General features: G+C 57.7%; 28 protein-coding genes. 18 read left to right on the forward strand and 10 right to left on the reverse strand.

The window, feature by feature from the left end; all coding sequences use genetic code 11:
• The first annotated feature begins 3 nt into the window (after positions 1-3).
• From CIW50_RS07505 to CIW50_RS07515, 3 genes are read left to right on the forward strand one after another with little or no spacing between them, the layout of a single operon-like run.
• Complete coding sequence (locus CIW50_RS07505; RefSeq protein WP_149530654.1) at positions 4-726, forward strand: SOS response-associated peptidase; 723 nt, start codon at positions 4-6, stop codon at positions 724-726.
• Complete coding sequence (locus CIW50_RS07510; protein ID WP_149530655.1) at positions 723-1001, forward strand: hypothetical protein; 279 nt, start codon at positions 723-725, stop codon at positions 999-1001. Before CIW50_RS07505 ends, CIW50_RS07510 begins: the two co-directional genes overlap by 4 nt.
• Positions 1002-1268, forward strand: coding sequence for a helix-turn-helix domain-containing protein (locus CIW50_RS07515; protein WP_149530656.1), 267 nt, complete (start codon positions 1002-1004; stop codon positions 1266-1268).
• 310 nt (positions 1269-1578) lie between these two features.
• On the opposite strand, the gene CIW50_RS07520 is transcribed toward CIW50_RS07515, so the two are convergent.
• Entirely contained in the window at positions 1579-1740 is a 162-nt protein-coding gene (locus CIW50_RS07520; RefSeq protein WP_149530657.1) for a DUF2934 domain-containing protein, read from the reverse strand.
• A 133-nt stretch (positions 1741-1873) separates the two neighbouring features.
• Between CIW50_RS07520 and ku the strand changes: the two genes are divergently transcribed.
• From ku to CIW50_RS07535, 4 genes are all read left to right on the forward strand, one after another.
• The gene (gene ku, locus CIW50_RS07525) at positions 1874-2812 is read left to right on the forward strand and encodes a non-homologous end joining protein Ku (RefSeq protein ID WP_149530658.1); all 939 of its coding nucleotides are present in this window, start codon (positions 1874-1876) and stop codon (positions 2810-2812) included.
• Positions 2812-3159, forward strand: a complete 348-nt coding sequence (locus CIW50_RS07530; protein ID WP_149530659.1) for a hypothetical protein — start codon at positions 2812-2814, stop codon at positions 3157-3159. The genes ku and CIW50_RS07530 overlap by 1 nt, the downstream gene beginning before the upstream one ends.
• A gap of 134 nt (positions 3160-3293) precedes the next feature.
• Positions 3294-3452 (forward strand): hypothetical protein, encoded by a 159-nt coding sequence (locus CIW50_RS28970; RefSeq protein WP_172980259.1) that lies wholly within the window; start codon positions 3294-3296, stop codon positions 3450-3452.
• A gap of 112 nt (positions 3453-3564) precedes the next feature.
• The gene (locus tag CIW50_RS07535; protein WP_149530660.1) at positions 3565-3756 is read left to right on the forward strand and encodes a hypothetical protein; all 192 of its coding nucleotides are present in this window, start codon (positions 3565-3567) and stop codon (positions 3754-3756) included.
• 541 nt (positions 3757-4297) lie between these two features.
• On the opposite strand, the gene CIW50_RS07540 is transcribed toward CIW50_RS07535, so the two are convergent.
• The 6 genes from CIW50_RS07540 to CIW50_RS07565 all read right to left on the reverse strand — a co-directional run bounded on the left by CIW50_RS07540 (position 4298) and on the right by CIW50_RS07565 (position 7222).
• Positions 4298-4585: a septal ring lytic transglycosylase RlpA family protein gene (locus CIW50_RS07540; RefSeq protein ID WP_197738363.1), complete on the reverse strand. Its 288-nt coding sequence runs from the start codon at positions 4583-4585 to the stop codon at positions 4298-4300.
• 725 nt (positions 4586-5310) lie between these two features.
• Positions 5311-5643, reverse strand: a complete 333-nt coding sequence (locus tag CIW50_RS07545; protein ID WP_149530662.1) for a hypothetical protein — start codon at positions 5641-5643, stop codon at positions 5311-5313.
• Positions 5621-6043: a hypothetical protein gene (locus CIW50_RS07550; RefSeq protein ID WP_149530663.1), complete on the reverse strand. Its 423-nt coding sequence runs from the start codon at positions 6041-6043 to the stop codon at positions 5621-5623. The genes CIW50_RS07545 and CIW50_RS07550 overlap by 23 nt, the downstream gene beginning before the upstream one ends.
• Positions 6040-6327, reverse strand: a complete 288-nt coding sequence (locus CIW50_RS07555) for a hypothetical protein (RefSeq protein WP_149530664.1) — start codon at positions 6325-6327, stop codon at positions 6040-6042. Before CIW50_RS07555 ends, CIW50_RS07550 begins: the two co-directional genes overlap by 4 nt.
• Positions 6328-6482: 155 nt before the next feature.
• Positions 6483-6683, reverse strand: coding sequence for a C40 family peptidase (locus tag CIW50_RS07560; protein WP_149530665.1), 201 nt, complete (start codon positions 6681-6683; stop codon positions 6483-6485).
• Positions 6684-6706: 23 nt separating this feature from the next.
• Positions 6707-7222 carry an NlpC/P60 family protein gene (locus tag CIW50_RS07565; RefSeq protein ID WP_149530666.1) on the reverse strand — a complete coding sequence of 172 codons (516 nt, stop codon included), beginning with the start codon at positions 7220-7222 and terminating at the stop codon, positions 6707-6709.
• A gap of 473 nt (positions 7223-7695) precedes the next feature.
• Between CIW50_RS07565 and CIW50_RS28975 the strand changes: the two genes are divergently transcribed.
• From CIW50_RS28975 to CIW50_RS07615, 11 genes are all read left to right on the forward strand, one after another.
• Positions 7696-7845 carry a hypothetical protein gene (locus tag CIW50_RS28975; RefSeq protein WP_172980260.1) on the forward strand — a complete coding sequence of 50 codons (150 nt, stop codon included), beginning with the start codon at positions 7696-7698 and terminating at the stop codon, positions 7843-7845.
• 775 nt (positions 7846-8620) lie between these two features.
• Positions 8621-9784 carry a tail fiber protein gene (locus CIW50_RS07570; protein WP_149530667.1) on the forward strand — a complete coding sequence of 388 codons (1164 nt, stop codon included), beginning with the start codon at positions 8621-8623 and terminating at the stop codon, positions 9782-9784.
• A gap of 698 nt (positions 9785-10482) precedes the next feature.
• On the forward strand, positions 10483-13068 hold the full coding sequence (locus CIW50_RS07575; RefSeq protein WP_149530668.1) for a hypothetical protein: 2586 nt from the start codon (positions 10483-10485) through the stop codon (positions 13066-13068).
• 138 nt (positions 13069-13206) lie between these two features.
• The gene (locus CIW50_RS07580) at positions 13207-13416 is read left to right on the forward strand and encodes a hypothetical protein (RefSeq protein ID WP_149530669.1); all 210 of its coding nucleotides are present in this window, start codon (positions 13207-13209) and stop codon (positions 13414-13416) included.
• Positions 13417-13586: 170 nt separating this feature from the next.
• Positions 13587-14828, forward strand: coding sequence for a hypothetical protein (locus CIW50_RS07585; protein WP_149530670.1), 1242 nt, complete (start codon positions 13587-13589; stop codon positions 14826-14828).
• 492 nt (positions 14829-15320) lie between these two features.
• On the forward strand, positions 15321-15515 hold the full coding sequence (locus tag CIW50_RS07590) for a helix-turn-helix domain-containing protein (RefSeq protein ID WP_246664191.1): 195 nt from the start codon (positions 15321-15323) through the stop codon (positions 15513-15515).
• A gap of 141 nt (positions 15516-15656) precedes the next feature.
• On the forward strand, positions 15657-16007 hold the full coding sequence (locus CIW50_RS07595) for a hypothetical protein (RefSeq protein ID WP_149530672.1): 351 nt from the start codon (positions 15657-15659) through the stop codon (positions 16005-16007).
• A gap of 57 nt (positions 16008-16064) precedes the next feature.
• Positions 16065-16877 carry a hypothetical protein gene (locus CIW50_RS07600; protein ID WP_149530673.1) on the forward strand — a complete coding sequence of 271 codons (813 nt, stop codon included), beginning with the start codon at positions 16065-16067 and terminating at the stop codon, positions 16875-16877.
• 65 nt (positions 16878-16942) lie between these two features.
• Positions 16943-17947 carry a DUF4062 domain-containing protein gene (locus CIW50_RS07605; RefSeq protein WP_149530674.1) on the forward strand — a complete coding sequence of 335 codons (1005 nt, stop codon included), beginning with the start codon at positions 16943-16945 and terminating at the stop codon, positions 17945-17947.
• 156 nt (positions 17948-18103) lie between these two features.
• Complete coding sequence (locus CIW50_RS07610) at positions 18104-18658, forward strand: hypothetical protein (RefSeq protein ID WP_149530675.1); 555 nt, start codon at positions 18104-18106, stop codon at positions 18656-18658.
• Positions 18659-18717: 59 nt separating this feature from the next.
• A complete protein-coding gene (locus tag CIW50_RS07615; RefSeq protein WP_149530676.1) occupies positions 18718-18921 on the forward strand; it encodes a hypothetical protein in 204 nt (67 codons plus the stop codon).
• Between the two features lie 609 nt (positions 18922-19530).
• Here the strand turns inward: CIW50_RS07615 and CIW50_RS07625 are convergent.
• From CIW50_RS07625 to CIW50_RS07635, 3 genes are read right to left on the reverse strand one after another with little or no spacing between them, the layout of a single operon-like run.
• A complete protein-coding gene (locus tag CIW50_RS07625) occupies positions 19531-19851 on the reverse strand; it encodes a hypothetical protein (RefSeq protein WP_149530678.1) in 321 nt (106 codons plus the stop codon).
• 19 nt (positions 19852-19870) lie between these two features.
• Positions 19871-20212 carry a KTSC domain-containing protein gene (locus tag CIW50_RS07630; protein WP_149530679.1) on the reverse strand — a complete coding sequence of 114 codons (342 nt, stop codon included), beginning with the start codon at positions 20210-20212 and terminating at the stop codon, positions 19871-19873.
• Positions 20213-21193, reverse strand: a complete 981-nt coding sequence (locus CIW50_RS07635) for a COG3904 family protein (RefSeq protein WP_149530680.1) — start codon at positions 21191-21193, stop codon at positions 20213-20215. It lies immediately after the preceding gene.
• Between the last annotated feature and the right edge of the window lie 70 nt (positions 21194-21263).

The following is a 21263-nucleotide window of genomic DNA, read 5'->3' on the forward strand; positions in this document are numbered from 1 at the left end:
CGCATGTGCAATTTGTATTCGATGACGAAGAACCAAGACGCCATCCGCCGGCTGTTCTCCTTCGACGTCGACAGCACCGGAAACTTGCCTGCAATGCCCGGCATCTTTCCCGACTATCCAGCCCCGATCCTGCGCAACAAGGCGGATACGACCGAACTGACGCTCGCCCGCTGGGGGATGCCATCGTCACAATTTGCCCAGATGCAGGCTGCGAAGAAACGCGCCGCCAAGCTTGAAGAGAAGGGCAAGCAGGTCGATTTCAAGGAACTACTCCGCATGGAGCCGGACAGTGGAACGACCAATATCCGCAATCTCGAAAGTAAGCATTGGAAGCGCTGGCTCGGTGTCGAGTCCCGATGCCTGGTGCCGTTCACATCCTTCAGCGAGTTCAATAAAGCTGAGGGCGGCGACATCTGGTTTGCGTTCGGCGAGGCCCGGCCTCTGGCATTCTTCGCGGGAATCTGGACGAACTGGACGTCGGTTCGGAAGGTCAAAGAAGGCGAGACGACAAACGACATCTTCGCATTTCTGACGACCGAACCGAACGCCGAAGTCGGCGCAATCCACCCGAAAGCCATGCCCGTTATCCTGACGAGGCCTGAAGAGCTCAATGCCTGGATGAACGCGCCAGCCGAAGAAGCGATGCAGATCCAACGCCCGCTGCCTGACGGCGCACTGCAGATCGTCGCACGCGGCAAGAAGAAAGACGAAGCGTCTCTCCCATGACGAAATACGTTGACGACAAACGCCTCTACGCCAGACCTGAAGCCGCCGCAGCCAGACTGCTTGAGATCGCCAAGGCGCTCCGTGTGGACCAAGGCCACATGCCCGTCGGGGAATGGAACGGCACATTCCTGAAAGGCGGCGCCGGTACCGTCGCGGAATATACAGCCGGTCGGGACCACCTCATCGAGAGCGGCGTCATCAAGATGCATGAGTGCGGCAGCATGTTCAGGTGGAAGAACGATGATGCAGCCCACTTCAACGCCGAGGATCGATAAATGCCGAAACCGGCTCGGGCGACGGCGCGTAGCACAAAAGACATCGACGTCCTGATCGGGGAGCGCATCCGCGAAATTCGGATCGAGAAAGGACTCAGCCAAGCGGCGCTTGGCGAAGCCGTCGGTGTGTCTTTCCAGCAAATCCAGAAGTACGAGCGCGCCGCGAACCGGATCAGTGCCAGTACACTCTTTGCCATCTGTCAGTTCTTCGATTACCCGATCGATAAAATTTTTGAACGATCAAAGGCAAGGAAGCCGCACTCCTAAATGCGTCTTTAACAGTCCCCGTCGGGATCAGGAACAAGCGCGCCTTCTGTCGATTGACCGCGCATGCCCAGATACTTTTTTCATCTCGCCGGACAAATCCCTGCTAACGATATTCTCGGCCACGAATGCGCCAGTGACCATGAGGCCAAGGATCACGGCAGCTTCATCGCCATAGGATCGGGACCGAGAAGCCCACTATCATACGCAAAGAGAACTTTATCCGGGTGATGAACGAGGAAGGGGGTGAGATCGCCAAGGTCCCCCTCGCCTCAACTATGGTCTGAAACAATCGATCCCAGCACGGCCCAGCTTACTCTGGCATCGGCTTCGGGTCTTCGTCGCCCGGCGCGTCGCTTTCGAGCTCGCTTTTGGCTTGGTGCCAGAAATTATCGGCCTTCCCTTCCGGTCGGCCTTCTCTTTCCCAGAGTTTGTGGGCGTACTCTCGGATTTGTTCTTCTGAGTATTTTGGCATCGGCTCTCCTCGGCTCCCTAATATCGCACCGCTAAAGGCAAAAACTCGATTCAAACCAATAGGTTCCGGAACGAATCATACTTGGACGATTTGAGTCCGCTGTTCAGTTGCGTCATTGAGTTGGAGTATTGCCATGGCCCCGCGCGCCAACTGGAAGGGCTTCTTGCGCCTTTCCCTTGTCACCTGCCCTGTCGCGCTTTTTCCGGCCACCTCGGATTCCGAGAAGATCAGCTTCAACCAGATCAACCGCAACACAGGCCATCGCATTAAGTATGTGAAGGTCGATGCCGATACCGGCGAAGAGGTCCTCAACGAAGACATCATGAAGGGCTACGCCGTCGATAAGGACACCTACATCGAGGTGTCCAAAGACGAACTCGAAAACATCGCACTCGAGTCTACCCGCACCATCGAAATCGACGAGTTCGTCCCCAAGTCCGACATCGACCAGCGCTACGCCATCCGGCCCTATTACCTCGTTCCCGACGGCAAGGTCGGGCACGATGCCTACGCCGTCATCCGCGAGACGATCCGCAGCATGGACATGGTCGCCATCGGTCGTCTGGTGCTGACCAGCCGCGAGCACATCATTGCGCTGGAGCCGCTCAAGAACGGCCTGATGGGCACCCTTCTCCGCTATCCATACGAGGTCCGGGGCGAGGACGAATATTTCGACGACATCCAGGACGTGAAGGTCACGAAGGACATGCTCGATCTCGCACAGCACATCGTGCAGCAGAAAACTGCCGAATTTGATCCGAGCAAGTTTGACGACCGATACGAATCCGCTCTTGTCGATCTCATCAACCAAAAGCGCTCTGGCGCGACCATCAAGCCTCACGGCAAGGCGCGGCCCGGCACGAACGTCGTCGACCTTATGACCGCACTCAAGCAGAGTCTGAAAGGCGGAAGCGCGGCAGCGCCCGCTGCAAAGGCTAAGAAGCCCGTCAAGCGCGCCGCCGGTCAAAAAGAGATGTTGCTGCCGATCAGCGGAAAACGCGCTGCGAAGGACGACGCCAAGGCGGCACCGGTGCGCACAAAGACCACCGGCACAAAAAGGAAGGCTGGGTGATGTCTCCGAAATGGACGCCTTCCATTGTGCCGAACGGTCATGACGAGACCGTCTATCTCGTGGTGGATTGCTATGGCAAAGGTGGTTGCGTTTATCGCGAAGCCGACGTCGGCAAAACGGACCTCGAGACCATCATCGCCGATCTCATGTCCGGCCAATACAATGACCCCGACCGGGTCATCGCATTCAATACCGCAAACAATTGGGCGCAGGACGTATCCGACGACATCGCTCGCGAAATCCGGCGCCGTGGCGATCTGGCATACGAAGACCTGTCTTCCTCCATCGAAGATTTCGTCGTCCGACATGCCGGCAGAGAGCGCCAGCTCGCGCTGAGGCTGGTCTGATACCCTGGTCGACACCTTTCCCCGCCCCGATTGTCCTGCCGGATGGCGGCGAGGTAGTCACGCTTCGAGATGCTGGTGCGTACATCACCAACCTTCCAGAATCTCAGCACGACAGTGCGCCATGGCAGAATGCAATGCATGTTCTGATCCAGGCAGCGGATCATGGCGGGCCGATCGAGTTCGCGCGCCTTGGTATGATGCAGGCGCTCTACCCCAAAGGCACGCCCGTCTATCACTCCGTCGACAAAGACCCGAAGTGGCGCAACTGCTCCAAGCTCGCGAGGGAGAGGTGAGAGATGAAATCGGACCGTTTGAGGTTTGGAGAATTTTGCTCGCTCTTGCTGTGACGGCGGGCGTGATCGGCGCGACTTATCTGACCATCGCTTTCATGATCGGATTCATGAAATGAGAGACATCGACATTATCATGAAGGCCATGCACGACGCCCAGGCACTGCTTGGCGCATACATCGAGCCCGGCCCACGCGATCCAGAGGCTGTCTTGCAGAGGATGCTGGACATACTGGACCGGGAAGACGTGATCGCCGCGCAGGAGCGGCTGCGCAGAGGCTATGGACGGCTCCGTTTGGTTAAATGAGCTGACCGCCCAAGACGCGGCTCCAATCGTGTCTGATGATTGCCCCTCGGTCGAACGGCCTGCCATCGAGCGCGATCCGCCCCCAACTTTGCTTCAAAGGCCTTTATGCGTTGGCGCATCGCGAGCAGATCACAAAGGTCCACGCCTAGCTTTTCTGACGCCGTGATTGCTGCGATAGCACGCGCTACATTCATGGGCATTTTACGCTCCCGCCCCGCTTCGTTGCGAGTTGGAGCCACGTATCATGCCGTTCAATCGAAGTGAGCAGACAAACGCGCACTGCCCGGTTAATGCGAGGGCAATTCACCGTAAATACTGAAAATGTAACCTTAATTGAGCGGATTACAAAAAAGCCCGACCACCTTTCGGCAGCCGGGCAAGTTTACAGAGACAAACAGGACCGGGTCAGGTCCAGCCGCCCTCTCGGGCCTCGTGACGGGCATCAGCCCGAATTACTTCTCGTGCTGACGATCAGCCCAGCGGACCAGCCCCCAGATGGCGACAACTAGCAGGACGGACGCGACGACGCTGAGCAAGTCCATCATTGAACGGTCACCCTCGCCGTCCCGCCCATGCCGATTGCGTTTGCTGCCGCTCGAGACAGGTCGATACACCGCCCTTTGATGAACGGGCCGCGATCCGTGATCCGAACCCGAACCGACCTCCCGTTGGCCTTGTTCGTGACCGTGACGTGGCTGCCGAAGCGCCTGGTGCGGTGCGCGGCCGTCAAAGCGTATGTGTTGAACCGTTCGCCGGAAGCCGTCCGCCTCCCATGGTAGCCGTCACCAACCCCGTATTGGCTGGCGATGCAGGTCTCCTCCTTGGTCATGGTGACGTTGATCGAGATGACACCTTCGAGAAAGTTCTGGGCGGACGCAGGCGTGACGAAGAGCGCGCACAGCAAAGCTGCCGCGATAGCGGTGATGCGGATCATGATGTCCTTCGATTTACGACAAGAGAATGCCGCGTGTGTAGCCGGCAATCGGCCAAGGCTTGCGCAGCGGATTCAAGTGCAATTCAGCTGGCCTTAGCGTTTTCAAGGCCGGCAAAGTCCGCATGATGCGAGACTTTTCATCACGCGAGACTGCCAAGCGGCGCTGCACCGAGGTCGCACATTGTGCCAAATAAAAAGCCAGAGTACCCCAAATGGGTGACGAGATGCGGGCGACTCTAAAATAGCTTGAATTGGGAAGCGCTAACTGAGGAAACTTTTATGAATAAGACACTGTTGAAGCTCTCGCTGGTGATTGGAATTGTGACTGCCTGGACGCCAGGCTTTGCTCTGGACATCCACAATTTTAGCTCATCGAAGGGCGGTTCGACCGGCAACGGGCCCTACAGCAGTCTTATCCACCGAGTGCAGCAAATGTCTCGCGCTGAGCGCTGCGAAATGAACTGCAAAGTATCATACAACATTTGCCGTGAAGGTCGCGGTCGGAACAACAATAGCGTTTGCGTCAAAGAACTGAACGAGTGTCTACCCGGGTGCTAGAACCGCACGCTTGTAAACCTTGATCCAGCTCGCCGCGAGGTTTACCCTTGCGCCGGGCTATTTCACTTCCGCCGATGCGGGTGCTCGCGCCGGGCGTCGAGTGCTTCGTCGACCTTCTCAGCCAGTTCCTCAAGCGCATTGGTGAACTTGACCTGATGTTGGCGGTCCAGCGCCTCAGCGTGGCCCTTGAGCGCTATCGCCAGCTTGTCCAGCACCTTCATGTAATCGGCGAACTGGTTCGCTTCGACGATGCCGGTCGCGATGTTGACCATCGGCGCCGAGTGAATGGCCTGCTTCTTTGCGCTGTCCCCCTGCGAGGTGCCCCGGACCATGGCCACGATCGCGCCGGCGATCGTGCAGAAGACAGCAGCGTCAGCTAACGTGATACCGAGCATCGAAGGCCGCCCTGTTGATCGAGAAAAGCTCGAACGCTGCAAGCAGGGCGTAAACCGCGCACCCCGTGGTAACGGGGGTATTGTTGATTCCGGCCGCTTCGTAGAGAAGAACTGACGCTTGCACCCAGGACACGGCGCCGAACAGAGCGCCGACCATTCTGATATGCGGTGACCGCGGCCACCGCCCGTTGATGTAGAGCGCAACGATCCGCGCGGCGCCGACGAAGGCGAATAAGGCGGCCCATGAAGCCTCGGTCATCCCGAACCGTCGGAATGCAACGAAACCGGGTTGGCTGAGAAGATCGCCCGGCAGCGCCAGCGTGGCGCCCCATGCAATCATCACCAGCGACGAGAACCACTCGTTGGTTCGATCGGCTAAGCTTTTGAGCGCTGTCTTCATCGCCGCCCCCATCCGCAGGCGCGCTTGCCGGCGGCGTTGATCAGATCGGCGCGGTTCTTAGTCTCTTCCGTATCGTTGCGGGACCAGCGCACCGGGCCGCCCTGTCGGTTCATCACGTCGCAGAAAGAGGCGGCGTTATCCCACTTCGTTTTTAGTTCTCCAGTCATGTTGTGATTGCGCGATGCCGTCGCGCGGCGGAATAGGAACGATTTCGGTGCTTCGAGATTTATCGAAGCGCCTTGTCGAAGGAGAATTTGCGTGAGAACGAAGGACGGAACGACCATCCCGGGAGCCCAACCGAAGGACGGCGACGAAGAGAAATTGCGAGAGCAACCAACAACTGACCCGCGCCTCTCCGACCCCGAGAAGAAACCCGGGTCCGGCATGGTGCCGGACGGCACCGATGAAGCGCCCTCAGGTTAGGTTTCGCTTCCCGCCTTCACGGCCTTGCCCGGTCGCGCCGATCTTCCGGCCCGTCGTCGGCAGCGGCAGGCCAGCGGATCGCCTTGATGGGGCGGGACTTTGGGATCTTGGTGACGTTGACGCTGTCGGACTGATTGCCGCCGCGGCAGTAGTAATAATTCGCGTCCTCGGACTCATAGAGCGTGACGTCGCCGCCACCGGCGCGGCTGTAGACCATCACGGCGCCCGGTGTCGGGATCTTCAGGCGCTGGCCCCAAGTCGCCCACGCGAGCGCTGAGAGAGTGGCGCGCTGGCCGGCTTGATGCCGTTCACGGCGAAGACGTAGCCGATACCCAGACCACACCACGGGATAGAGTCATGATTGTACCAGCCGACGTTACCCTTCAGGTCCGGGTAGCGCCGCACGATCTCGTGGGCCATCTCGATGATGAAGGGGTTGTCCTTCGAGGACGGCGCCTCCTTCGTGCCGGTGATGGCACGCATGGTCGAAAGCCAGGGCGCGACCTTCAGGACCGACGGCGGCGGGGCGATCTTGTCGAGCTCGGTGGCGGTCGGCTTGTCGACCACGCCGTCAGGCTGCAATCCGTGGCTTGCCTCGAACGCCTTCAGGGCCGTTTGCGTGATGGTTCCGAAGCCGCCGTCGGCTTCAAGGTCGTATCCAGCATTGCGCAAAGCGAGCTGAACGGCAGTCACGGCCGGTCCCGTTGCGCCCATGCGCAAGGGTCCCAACGCAACGAGTGCGGCGATTGACGTCATTGGATTGTCCTCTTGTTGTGATAGGAAAAGGTTTTTGAAAGTTTGCTCATATGACCGCGAATGGTCAGTCGGCCCTGGATTGCGTGGGCTGCTCTTTTGTCATCCGCCTTGACGTGCCCGATCCCCTGCCAGCGATGTTCAGCCTTAAGTGCCCGAAGTGCAGGAAACTCTGGCTCTACTCTCCGCGAGATATTCGAACTGTCGCAGCACCACCTAGTCCGCCCCCGGACGAGTGAAATCGCTCGCAGGGAGGTTCGCGCGGGTGCGCGATACGACTCTTGATGACCCTAATTCCGCAGGCGTAGGATTCGGACGTCGGAGAAACGGCCGATGTGCATTCTCGAAAAACTACTGATCGGATTCGGGTTGGCCGCAGGCATCAGCGCCGCGGCGTCGGGCGTGCTCATGGCGCTTGCCGTTTACGCCTGACGCCCACCAAAGGGTGACCATGCCGCGCCTATTCTGAGTCAAGATTGCGCAGACTCACCCAACTGGGTGATGGCCAGCTGGATGCAGGCGGGCAAAGGTTGGCGATGAAACGCTTCCTGGTGCTGCTTATCGGTTCCGTCGCTGTCGGCCTGACGGTCGGATACGTCCTGGTAATGATGGAACTGTTCGAGTAGGCACGACCGCCGCCACGAGGGCAGCGGTCGTCGTGATAATCTCCAGATTAAGGCAGATGAAACAGAATCGGCGAATGTCGCCGCGATCAACACGGGGTTAGCTATGCCTATTGGGACGTGTCCTGTTTGCGGGAACGCCTGTAACTTTCTGGATCCAAGCGGCGATGCTCACAAAGTCGTTTGCCCGATCGACGGGGAGTTTGAAGTATCGGGCACGGTGGCCGCGACGTCCCAGTGGCAGAACGCAACGGCTGAAGAGCGCAAGTCTTTTCTGGAAGCCGCGGTCAAGCGAACTACGGATGGAGAAGCGGTGATCATTCGGACCCCGCTTGGCGGGTAGATCCCCACGTCCAAGGTCCGACCGCCAAAAGGGCACCGATGGTCATAGTGGTGCCTAGCCTTAGCGTCGACCACGGCTCCGACAGCTCAGCGACCTCAATCGGCGGATCAAAATCGATGAACTGCCCATCAAGCGAATGCGAATAGCCAGCGCAGTCGGATGCCAAAGCGGCGATCCTGCCGGGCTCCACCGGATCAATGTACCGCGTGAGAAATCCTTCAATGCGCGGGCTCGTACTCTGCGGCAACTGCCGACGGATCGCGTCGACCTGCCCCTGCCACCGGCTACCCGCCATTCGCGGGCCTACGTCACTACAAAAAGCGTCCCTCTTCCAAAATGCATGTTTTCGCAGTATAGTCTTAGCTTGGTCGACCCCCTCTGCCGCTTCGCCACCGGCGCCCGCGCTCACCGTTGAGCCAGCCCCGTGGTCGATCAATGCCCAGAGCAACCCCATACGATAGACAGATTAGCTTTGCGCTCCTGAGCGCTCAGAATCCTAGAGATCCTATTAGTGGAATTCCACTCGACGCGGAGTTCAACGCGGTCAAGCTTAGCCTTGACGAGACCCAGCAGAACATCCGCCTGATTCAGGACGACGACGGCGTGCTCAAGCGCGGCTCGGTCGGCCGCGCGCAGCTCGACAGCTCCATCAGCATCGGCTTCGCGGCGCCGTCCAGCTGGCAGGCATCGACGACCTACGACGCCGATGTCAGCACGGTTTTCTACGCTTCCAAGTTCTACATCTGCACGACCACCCATGTTTCCGGTGTCGTATTCGACGCCTCCAACTGGGAGCTGATCGCCGACTTCACCGTCGCCGCGATCATCGACGATGGCTCGATCACGTCGGCCAAGCTGGCAAACGGCGCGGTCGCAGCCGACAAGATCGCCGATGGCTCGATCTCTAATTCGAAGATCGCTTCCGGCGCTGTGAGTACGTCGAAGATCGCGGATAACACCGTCACTCTGGCGAAATTGTATTCAACGTTGCCGGTTGAGATCGCTAACCTCATCTTGCCCGCCGGCTTGGGACCACTGCCGTGGTCGCTACCCGACTTGCCCGCCGGGTGGGATTGGGCGGATGGCGGTGTTCTGCTTTCCGACACCCCGTTCGCGAGCCTTCGCGCCGCGTACATCAGCGCCGGCTTCCCACATGGCCAGGACGGATCCGGCAACCCGAAGAAGCCGGATACCCGGGGGCGCTTCGTCGCTGGCGTGGATGGCGGCGCCAATCGCCTGACGACCGCGGGCAGCGGCGTGGATGGCGCGACCCTTGGCGCATCGGGGGGTACTGAGAACCTGACTCTCGATCGAGCTCAACTCCCGAATGCGACACTAACGGTGAACGCATCAGGCTCAGCGTCGGTCCTGTCGACAACCAACCAAGTCGTCACAGGCATCATCGGCACGTATGCACGAGGCAACGACAACCCGTTTGATGCCCTTTTGCCTGGGTCCGGCCACCAAGGCCAGATTACGTCTATTGGCACAGCAACTGTCACCGGCACCACATCATCTCTCAACGGCGGCGTTACGCAGCAGGCACTGCGCAATGTTCCACCCACCTTGGTCTGCAAAATGATCGTGAAGGCGCATTGATGCCGAAGCAATACCGATACGAAGGTCAGCTCCATACATTTCCGGACGACTTCACAGAGCCCCAAATTTTGCGGGCACTAAGTGAGTACAGGCCGACACCGCCGCTCCCTGATGTCTCCCCTGCCGATCGTAAATTCCCGTTCTCCGGACAAGGTATGCCTGCGGTGGTTGCGCCTCCCGCCGGCATGTTCGACGACCTCCTTCCGTCAAAGCCCGGCATGTTTGAAGATCTCATTCCGCCACCACCGCCGGGTTTTGTGATGGACAGGCCGGCGACACCTCCTCTGCCTCCCGGCTTCAAACTCGATAAACCCGTCACTGATCCGGCGCTGATCGCCCAGCTCGAGGGCCGTCCGCAGGCTGCCGGTGCTGGTACGGCCGAATTGCCGCCAGGCTTCGTAATTCAGCAGCCCGCCGCGCTTGGCCCTAAACTCATTCCCGTTGATCACGATCCATTTGCGCAATTTGCAGATGCGCCGCCGGCACCCAAAGGACCGACCTACACCCCCGTCGATCACGACCCGTTCGCGCAATTTGCTGACGCGCCGCCGGCGAGCGGCCGTCCGCGCGTTTATATCGACGGTAAGCCGCCTAGCCTTGCTCCATCGGCGGCCCCAAGCGCGCTGCACAGCCTTGCAGTTGGCGCACAAGGCGTCGGCAAAGGCCTCCTGGACACTGTGCTTTCGCCGGTCGACCTCATGGCCGGCCTGCAGAACATCATCACCGCTGGCATCAACAAGGTCGCCGGCACCCAGATTCCGATGGCGACCCCAGCCTCGAAAATGGTCGAGCAAATTGCTGAGCCGTTCAGCATCTCCGAGCAGGACATGTCGCGCGGGGAGAAGCTTGGCTATGACATCAACCGCTTCGGCACGCAGGGACTCGGCATGGGCGCAATGCTGGCTGCGCGGGCGCCACAGATCGCAGCTTCAGTAACGAGCTCACCCACGGTCGGCGGACGCATGCTGGACGCCCTCGCCCGCCCCTACAAGGATGCGCCGGCGCGTACGGTCGTGGGCGACACGATCGGTGGCGCTGGTGCCGGCGTTGCCGTTAACGCCGCGGATGCCATCCCTGAGCATCCGATGGGTGGCGACTGGGTCAAGCACACCGCCAACGTCGTGGCGCCTCTGGCTGGCGGCATCGGCGCGAACGCGGCCCAAGGTGTCGTGGAGGGCCTTGGTGGCATGCTGAAAAATGCTGCCAAACGCGCCTTCACCTCGGCACCCTCCGAGATACCGCTCCGCCCAAACAAGACGCCCTACAGTCATGCCGAGGTCGATCGCGCCGCGACCACGTTGCAGGCTGGCGCAACGGGCTCACCGAAGGTCATCGCGCAGGACATCCGCGAGAACGCCGGAGAGTTGACCAATCCAAAACTTGCTGGTGAGAGCCCGGTCGATGCATCTGCTCTGCCGACCAGCGCACTGCTGTCGCGAGATCCCGGCCTCGTGACGATGGAAGCCGGCTCGCGCTCCAGGTCCGCCCCCGAGTTCATTCAGCGCGATCAGAACGTCAAGGAAGCCGCCGCAACGCGCGTCGATAGCATGCGCGATCCCGAGGCAGACCTTGGCGCCGTATTCCGACGCGCAGAGCAGAATCGCAACGAACGAATGAACGAGGCGGATGCGACCGTGAAGCGGCGGTCCGACGAAGTGGCCAACCTCAATCTCGGGGCGCAGGAGCACGGAGCGGAATTCAGCGCAATTGCAAATACGGACTACAAGGCAAATGCCTCGCGGCGCCTCGATAAGACGATCGTGAACGACGGTTATGTCCCCGCCCGTGCTGAAAAGAACCGTCAGTTCGACACAGCTCCAGGCCGTACCGAGCAACTGCCGGCCGATGATGTGTTTGCGGCCATCGATCGCATGCGGGCGGGAGCTAATCCCCTCGCCCCGATCGAGCAGCAATTGCCTGGCGAACTCGTCAACCGCCTGGAACGGCTTCGACCGCATATAGTCGATGGCGAGAACGTCGGCGGCACTGGCACGGCGAGCGGCGCGGACCTCGCGGACCTCCGCAAGTATCTGAGCTTTGCGCAGAACAAGGCGCAGAAGGACGGTAACTTCGACCTGGCATCGAACGTGGGTCAGCTTCGAGCGGCGATTAACCGAACACTTGACGATGCTCCAGGATACGCAGATGCGAATGCCAACTATCGCAGCTTCGCGGATCGCTACCGGCCCTCCCCTGGTGACGAGGCTGCAAAGTTCACCAAGGAGCTCGACCGCAGCGGCAATATCGACGGGTTACCGAACCGCGGGAGCACGCCACCGAGCGAGACGGCCAAGCGGTTCTTGTCCGGTCCGGAGACTTCTGCCGTACTGCAACGCCTGCTCGACGGTGCCCCTAACGCCGCTGTTGGGCACGAGGCGGTGCGTGACTATCTGCGGTCCGACTTTGCCATGAAGGTCCTCAACCCAGACGGAACGCTGAACCCGGCCAGATCGGCGAACTGGGCCAACCATAACGCGTCGGTACTGGCCGCATTCCCTAACGTGCAACGCGAGTTCAACGGCATCACGCTTGCTGCCAAACGAGGCCAGCAACTGTCTGCCGATGCACGGGCGAGCCTCGAGCAAGCGCGCGTCAACCTCAAGGCCACCGAGGCCGACATTGACCGCTCGGCCGTGGGCACCCTTATCCGTGAGGATCCACGGGACGTCGCCAGCAAGCTGCTCACCGGTGGCTATGGCTCCGAGAAACGGCTCGACGAGGTCATCGCGCTGGTGAAGCACGACGTGCCGGCGCGTCGCGGCTGGAAGGCCGCCGTTGCCGAGGTGCTCACCGACAAGGTCCAAGGCTCGCGCATGGTCGGCGAAGCACCAGAGGTGCAGCTCTCGCGGCTCTCCAAGGAATTCAAAGACAACGAAGCACTATTGGCTAAGACGTTCACACCCGAGGAAATGAACGGCCTGCGCCAGGCGCATAAGCTCCTCGGCTATTTCAAGGAGGCCGAGAAGCGCGGCACCTCTGGTTCGAACACAACTGACAAGTGGAATGTCCCAGGGTGGGCGCAGCTGGCCGTGCGGCACTTCAAGGGCGACCTCGCCGGCGGCGGTCTCATCAAACGCTTCAAACTCCTGCTCGAGCAACTGCCGACGAGCAAGCAGAGTGCCGACGAGATCGTGCAGATGGCCTGGTTTAACCCCGACGTGGCGGCATACTTGCTGGAGCGGCCGATCAAGAACGCGAATGTGCCGGCGTACAACATCAACCTGCGACGGCTGATCGCCGCCGACAATGGGGCGAGGGAGAACGCACAATCTGCGCCGCGCTGATAGGCTTGTACTGAGCCAATGAGCGCCCACGAGGATGCGGCAGGGGTCGTGTGAGGGCTGGCTCAGCGACTACATGCCCGATTGGATAAAGGCCCGCCTTTAAGCCAACCGCCTAACGACGCCTCTTGGAGATGTTGAATGCCCTATCGGATTATCAATGATGGAGCCGCGGCTGAGTCCGCTCAGTACCCGCACATCACACTTCAGGGGCCGGAGATAGACCGATGCGAGACGCGGGCGCAGGCTATGTCGCTGCTCACGCAGTACGCTGCCGGCGGCATGGATGTTTCCGCCGTAGGATGTGATCCAGCCCCTGCATTCGATCTGTTTGCCGAGGACCGCTCGTAACGCCGCCACGGTTCGTTACGTCTCCGCGACGCGGGCCTTATCGTCTCAATCTCTCAGCACCCTGTCTCGCTTAAAAATCTATCCCTCTCGGGGCATATGGTTGAAGAAACTCGTTGCATTCAACCTCCGGGCGCGCGATGACCCACACGTTACATTGGTGGGATCAAAACGTGACAGCAGCTCTTTTCGAAAAGTTTTTTAGCGCAAATCCGCTCTCAAAGTATTCCGAGACGATCCAAACAGGCGACGCGCCTGAAAAAGATTTCAACGTGATCGAACAACCGTGGGGCGATGACTCCTTGGTATTGATGGTGCCTGACGACGCGCAGGCTTTTGCAGACGTCCTCAATCAGGTGATACTTCCACCGCGTTTTTCAGCCGTTTGGCACATCGATACAAAAGATCTTGAAATTATCTGGACCGCATTCTCGCCAACAGACACAATAAAAGAGTTCTCTAAACGCAAGTTCACGTTCAATTTCAAAAACAGGGACTACACTTGCGAGTTCGGCTCCTCAAGCGAGCGACTTCTGGCAATTGGCCGCACAGCCTTGCTCGTTCGAACCTCAGCGACGAGTTACCGAAATCTGCAATCATTCACGATGCTAGATCACGAAGAAACGGAATTGCTCGGTGAGCCGATGTCCTTCTGGATCCGCGATATTGAATGGAATGAAGATGCTGTGCTCGAATTCGCATACCATCTGAATTTCTACATGACCTACTACGACACCAAGTCGCCTCGGATCATAATTCACGCGATCCCTCCAGAAAAAACACTCACACCTCAGACCCGTTTCAGTGCAGGGGCGTTCCCGGCAACTATTCGAACTAAGAATGTTGACGTGAATCTATTACATTTTTGGCTCGCTGCGCGAGACGGCGACGCAGCTCAGTCATTCTTATTTTATTATCGCATTCTCGAATATCTGTCGGTCTACTATCTGACCGCATCCGTTCGGAACGCTCTTCGAAAGATGCTTGCGAAACCGAATGTACTTGATGACATCCCGCTAGTTATCGAAAACCTTATTACCGCAACAGCAGCTAACCGACAGGAAGAAAGTCAAAGAATGGACCTACTTCTAAAAGACACGGTCGATGCAAAGCTGTTGTGGCGCGAGATCCAGAACAACCTTGAGAACTACAGTAGCCCTACGAATTTCGAGGGCGGGTTCGTGCTACAGTCTCTGATAACGAGCAAGCACACTGAAGAGCAATTCTGCCAACAGGGCATTTCTACATTTGCAAACCGCATTCGAGAGGTGCGCAACGCGCTTTCGCACGGTCGTGACGTAAAAACCGCAGCAGTCATCGCACCAACGCACAGGAATTTTACCCTTCTGCAACCATGGGTCGATTTAATTTGCGTGGCTGCGGGAGAAGCCATATTGTACGAGGATGTGCTCTAATCGTTCACGCTTGACGAACGCTTTTTTGTCAGGCTGTGATGTGGGGCTAGTTTCGGAACCACTCCAGGCTTATATCGTTGCCTAGACGTCCCACTTGTTCAGGGGAACGAAAATGACGAATGGTTAATATTTTGCTGCTCAGAGATGAGCCGAAAAGCCCGCCAAACGGCGGGTTTTTTGTGTCTAATGCTGCAGATCGAAGAAAAATACCACCCGATAAAGTGCTCGAATCGCCGTGATCAGCAGGCTCCCTCTAGCCGGGTTCCTCCGTTAGGCCCAAATCGGCCATGTACGCGCGACAACGCTCGCCCTCATCCGCACAAGCGAAGTGCCTCGTGAAGCTGGGACCGAATCCGATCGGCGCGGCCCATCCAAGTCTGTCTGGTGGCCAGGCGAGCGATGAGCGATAACCGGCCTATGCCCAAACCTCGTATCGCACGCAGCACTAAGGCCCTCGACACTCTCTTGGGCAGACGGCTGCGCGAAGTTCGCATGGAGAAGGGTCTTAGCCAGGCCGCCCTTGGTGATGCCGTCGGCGTGTCCTTCCAGCAGATCCAGAAATACGAGCGGGGGACCAACCGGATCAGCGCCAGTACGCTCTTTGCGATCTGTCAGTTCCTCGATTGTCCGATCGAGAAGATGTTCGCAGACCTGGCGCCAACTCCGAAACGGCCCACAAAGCGCTAGACTTCCTCCTCACCCGTTCGAGTAAGGAAGCCAGCCTCACCTAATGGATGAGGTATCGCCCCTTGCTCTCGCGTTCTAGTTGCGCTTGGATCTGTGTGGCGAATCGTCGGGAACTGATCACCGATCCATGGAGAGGCGCTTATGAAGACCTTGGAACAGAGAGCTAAAGAGCAGCGAGAAGCGGCCGCAAGCGATATCCGGTCAGCGGCCGATAAGCTTGGCCGCGAAGTAATTGCCGCGCAGGCATTTGGCGATGACGCGTCAAGGTTTGCGGTAAGCGTCGGTAAGAAAATTGAAACGCTGCTTGATGGCGCGAAGGTGAAGCTGAGGGACCGGGCCGGAAAAACTCACACCGTGGTCTTCGAATCGCCCTCACCGAACGACTCAGTATTTCTTGTTACGAACGACGCAGCGGGCAACATGGTCGAAATGACCGAGGAGGGAATGCTAGACGCCACTCTCGCCTGGATACGAGGGGCCCCCGCCGGCTAACAATCTGCAAGCAGACATCTTGGCCAACCAGTACTGGTTTGATCTGACGAGCACATAATGCAAGATCGAAACTGGCCAGGCATCGCGACCGCCGTCGCCGTCCTTTGGATACTATCGACAATTATTTGGCTGGGCATCGCCGGTCCGATTTGGCATGCCACAGCAAGCGGAAATGCCGATCCTTGGATAGGCTTCGCAGGCAACGCTTTGGGCGCAGGCGTTTCATTACTAGCGGCAATTGTTGCGGGCATTGCTGCCTATCGGACAATCGTTCCAATGCAGCGGCAGCTCGGCGAGCTGGTCCGCCAGAACAATTTCGACCATTACGATAGACTCAGAGCGCGCGTCGCTTTTCTAGTTCAACTGAATCACCTTGTGCAGCGGGTGAATGCAAACTTAGAGGTGATGGATCGATCCTTTGCTTTGTCTGGCTTAGGTGCGATGGCCGGCCGGGAAACGGCGTTTGCACGGTTGGAGCAGAGCGTCGAGCGCCTTGTTGCGGATCGGTCACAGGTATGGGGCGATCAGAACGCTCAGTCGCTCGTAAGATACTTCGTTGATCGGTCCATGGAGGCCACGACTGTCGTAAGATCTTCATTACCGGGCGGAAACACGACTGAGTTCAGTATAGACCGTTGGCAGGAAGCGAAGGGAAACGCATTCCAAGGCGGCGTCGCAGTTTATTTTCGGGTAGAGCACGAGATACGTTTGTTGTCTTCTGAAATCTCGAGATTGGAACCAACCGTTTTGGGTATCGCCCCAGTCCCGCAACTATGGGACGGCGATTACCCCGGGCCTGAACGCATGGCCGCGATGTATGCGGAAAGATCAAACCCTGTTGAAAATGATGAAACGACGGTGCTTCGCTAAAGCAGTGCAGACACCGCCCCTTCCTATCGCGGTTCTTCTCCGCAAGCATTTAAACACGAGCCACCATGGATAAGCTGTATCAAGTGTTTCTGAGCTCAACATTCGTTGATCTCATTGAAGAACGAAGGGCCGTTAGCAATATGCTAGCGAAGGCTGGTTATATGGTCGCGGGCATGGAATTGTTCCCTGCAACGGATCAGCAGCAGTTCGAATACATTAAGACCGTGATTGATCGAAGCGATTACTACATAGTGATCACCGCAGCTCGTTATGGATCGCTATCAGGCGGAGGCATCAGCTTCACTGAAATGGAGTATGATTATGCTCAGGCACGGGGCATCCCCGTGTTGGCATTCCTTCACGGAAATCCGGGATCGATTGCATCGGATCGCACCGATCGCGACGCCGAAAAAGAGAACAAACTCGTGGCTTTTCGGGATCGGTTAAAATCTAACCGGTTGGTGGAAACCTGGAACGATGTAGGCGATCTTTGTGCGCGAGTTGTCATTGCTGTTGGAAATGAGAAAACGCTGAAACCGGCCGTTGGGTGGATCCGCGGAGACCAGGCGGCAGACCCTAAGGTCATGCAAGAACTCGCCCGTCTGAACGTCGAGAATGCTCGCCTTCACGAACAACTAAGGCTTTTGCAAGCGACAGAAATCCACTTCGATCCAGATCTCATCGGCCCCTCCGACAACCTCGAACTTACTGTCAGTCAGTGGCATGATGGAAAAAAGCGGCCGCCTTTGAAGCTCTCACTGAGAATTGGGCTTCTATTTGTGAACTTGTACGACCTTCTGTTAATGGGGCCGCGGGAAGACTCACTGGATTATAAGATTGCGTCGGTGGCGCTCCTCTTAGCTGGAGAGCAAGAGATGGAATCAAACACTCTCGACGCGCTCAGTCTTGTCAGACTTCGGGATCAACTTGAGGCGCTCGGCTTGATAAAGCCAGAGTCACAATCTGATGGCTCATTAAGCGGCGCATCTGTGGTTTGGATGGTTACAAACAAAGGAAGACAATACGCTTCGTCTATGCGTGCCTTAAAGCGAACAGCAAATCACTACTGACGGAATGAGCAGAAGGCGCATTGTCTACCATCATTACGCCCGTAGCATCTTGCGCCTGCAATCATTGCATGAGATGCGCGTGAGCTTAGATGTTGGCATTAGCGCAATACGAACGGTTTGGAGCGATTAAGTGGTGGATTTCCGAAGGAAGAATGGATGGTCTGGGCGGTCCTGAACGAGAAGCAGAACGGCGCGCTCCGCGAGCTTATCGACGGTCAAATTTCGGATCGGATCGTTGGCATTGTCGGAGGCGCTATGCTTGACGATGCCCTTCGCACAATCCTCGAGATGCGACTTCGGGAGACAACCGACGAGTCTCTGTTCAGAGTGAATGGCGCGTTGGGGAGCACCGCTCCGAAAATTGAACTCGCCTATCGCTTATATGTGTTTGACAAGCCAATGCGGCAGACGATGCATGGGATTGTGGAGATCCGCAACCAGATGGCGCACCTTTTGGATACGTCCTTCAATTCGGAGGACAAAGGATTGACGGCCGCCTTCGGGAAACTGCGCGCCCACGAGGGCCTTACACACTTTCCGCTGCCTGGCGATCCTCATACTTTTCGTCTGGACCCCCACGACACAAGGCGCGATCTATTCTTCCTGAGTGTAAAACTTGCTCTGTTCGCCTTGATGTCAGACACACCGAAGCATTTGCCGAACAGCAATATTCCTACGATTTCCAACATGAGCATCAACGCGAAGGCTTAAACCGCCTCCGCACTCTTGGGTGCTGCGCTAAGGCAGCACCTCAAATGGGGGGAAGAGAAATGGCTTGGAAACTCGGCGACGTTCAGCAAATTAACACCGGTCTCAACGGCTTCACCGGCCCCGGCTTCGTTTTGCAGCAAGAAGGCCGATCGCCATCGATGACAATGGTTTTTCATGATCAAAGAACGGCAGAGGAATCGCGAGTAGCGTTCAGCGCCATTCTCGACAAGGCTGCAGTAATCTTCGGCGCGCCAGGGCAGTAGCCGTGCTGCGCTAAGACAGCAAAACAATGCCGTCCGACACGCCGTTTAGACTGATTAATTCAGCGACCACAGGCCCTTCTTAATATCAAACTTGATCGAGCCCTCGTCTCGCATCTTCAACAGGAGCGATTGACAAACCTCCTGATTGTTAATGTTAGCGCGTTTCATGACGTCGAATATCTTCATCGGCTTCTGACCCAAAGCAGTCAGGACTTTTCCTCGGTCGTTCAGCATGCAGGCGCCTTCACAACGGATCTCGCGGGACAAGGGCATCGCGCTGGTGTCTCATATTGACCAGACGCCCCTCCTCATGGCCGTAAAGGCCGCTTGGAAGCGCTATCGTGGCAGAGGCGGACGAAGACGTCCAATTCCGCTTGAACTGTAAATGACATGCAAAATCGGTAAAGTCACCTCAGCGTAGACGGCAACTAGGGACTGACAAATGACTCAGCAGGTCCAAGCCCTTCTTGTAACGCTGCCATTTGGCTTCGCGGGCTGCTGGCTCGCCTGGTGGGCGATAAAGCCCACCCATGATGCACTGGACGACACGCGCTCTTGATGGATGACGCCCGCCCTGCTATCGGGGATATGACGGATAACCAAAGGCAATTACGCGCTAACCATTACCTTGCTGACTATCCCGCTCAAACCTTGCTGCACGTCCTGGAGCAGGCGAAGCGCACCGACATCGTCCACGCTTAGGATCTCCAGCGACTTCTCGGCCGATCGCAGCAGCCGCAGCATATCGGGCGCCTTGGCAGCTAGTGCCGCATTGGCCAAGGCCTCCTCGCGGGAGTAGAATTGCTCCGGGTGCTTCAGATCGCCTGTGGGATATGCCTGGGTCATGCCTTTTGACCCGATCAATACGAAATGTTTGTATTGATCAGACCGACGCTCGTCGAACGTCCAGCTGTGATCGTAAATGTCCATCAATGACCCCAGTTAGAATTCAATAGCTCGGCACTTTGTGGGTTCGGCAATCGAACAGGCCGTCCTTGCCGGTGCCTTTGATATTCGCGTTGAAGTACTGGCCCATTGAGCTCGCTGCAACGAACGCGTTGAATGTCGCCTCGGGCATCTCGCAGTAATGATAGTAGGTGCTCTTGAGCCGAATGATCATGTACTGGTTTGGCTTATCGTAACAGACACGCTCCACGAAGCTGCTCCGCGGCGTGTCGGTGCAGCGGAACGGCGTGAGGTCGACAGCCCCACGATACTTCACGTCGACTGTCTCCGCCTGGACGCCGATCGACCAGACGCAAAGCGCGAAGGCGAGGATGAGCTTGATCATTTAATCGTCCGCAACCTTGATCCAGTTTCCAGAAGAGTCCTGCATATCGCGACGTGTTTCGCTGGTGTCCCAATTCAAGCACTTGCGGATATCGCTGCTTGAATTAAAGGTGCATGCCTCCCGTCTGATAATCTTGTCGTTCAAATCGCGCGTCACTTTCAGGAGTGTCATAACGCCTTTGCTGTCGCGATACATCACACCGTCCACGCAAACTTTGAATTCAGGTTGGCACGTTCGGGCCGTCTGAGGCTTTCCACCGTTCTGTTCTGCGGACAGCCTTCCACCGGCATCAACGAGTGAGGCCCACGTCGGTGGCGCTGCCTTCGCGGTTGGCTGTAATTGCACCGGTGGCCCGGCTTGTACTTGACCATTTATAGGCGGCACCGAAGTCGTCGAGGCAATCTGCGATGGCTTGCCGACCATCGCTGTGCCCATGGATTGAAGATCCGTTGGGCTTAGCCAAACCATGTCGGAAGGTGGTGTCACCACCATTCGTCCTATAATTGCTGGCGGGACACCGAGCTCCTTAGCGATGCGCGCCATGGACACCGTCGCAGCGCCGGACTGGACAGTCTCCTCACCTGTTTTATCAGATGCACCATGCACGCCGATTTGCGCGGTGTAGTTTGCGTATTTGGTTTCGCCTGCCGCAAAGATGAGGAAGCATGCCGACGCGCATGTCGCGTTCTGTCCGACGTTAGTCGCCATCTTTGCGAAGCGCACCGCTTCGGCAAGCTTGACGCCCTCGACAAGATTTCCTCCACCGGAGTTCAGACGGATTGATGTAACGAGCTTGCCGGCATCGTTCGCGGTTTTCACCGCAGCTTTAAATGCATCGAGATCTCCGGGAGCAATGTCCCCAGAGATCACGATGATAATCCGTCCATCTTTCAGGGCTGCGGACCGCACGTCCGCGCCGAAGGCACCTGTCGTGAACCACACCAGAAATAAGATGCCAGAAAAATACTTGAATACCATCACGCGTGCCCCAATCCTGCACGATGATTTCGCAACCAGAGAGCGAAGGCAATAGAATTTCCGCGACACTCGG

Source organism: Tardiphaga sp. P9-11 (genome assembly GCF_008329525.1).
Lineage (GTDB): Bacteria > Pseudomonadota > Alphaproteobacteria > Rhizobiales > Xanthobacteraceae > Tardiphaga.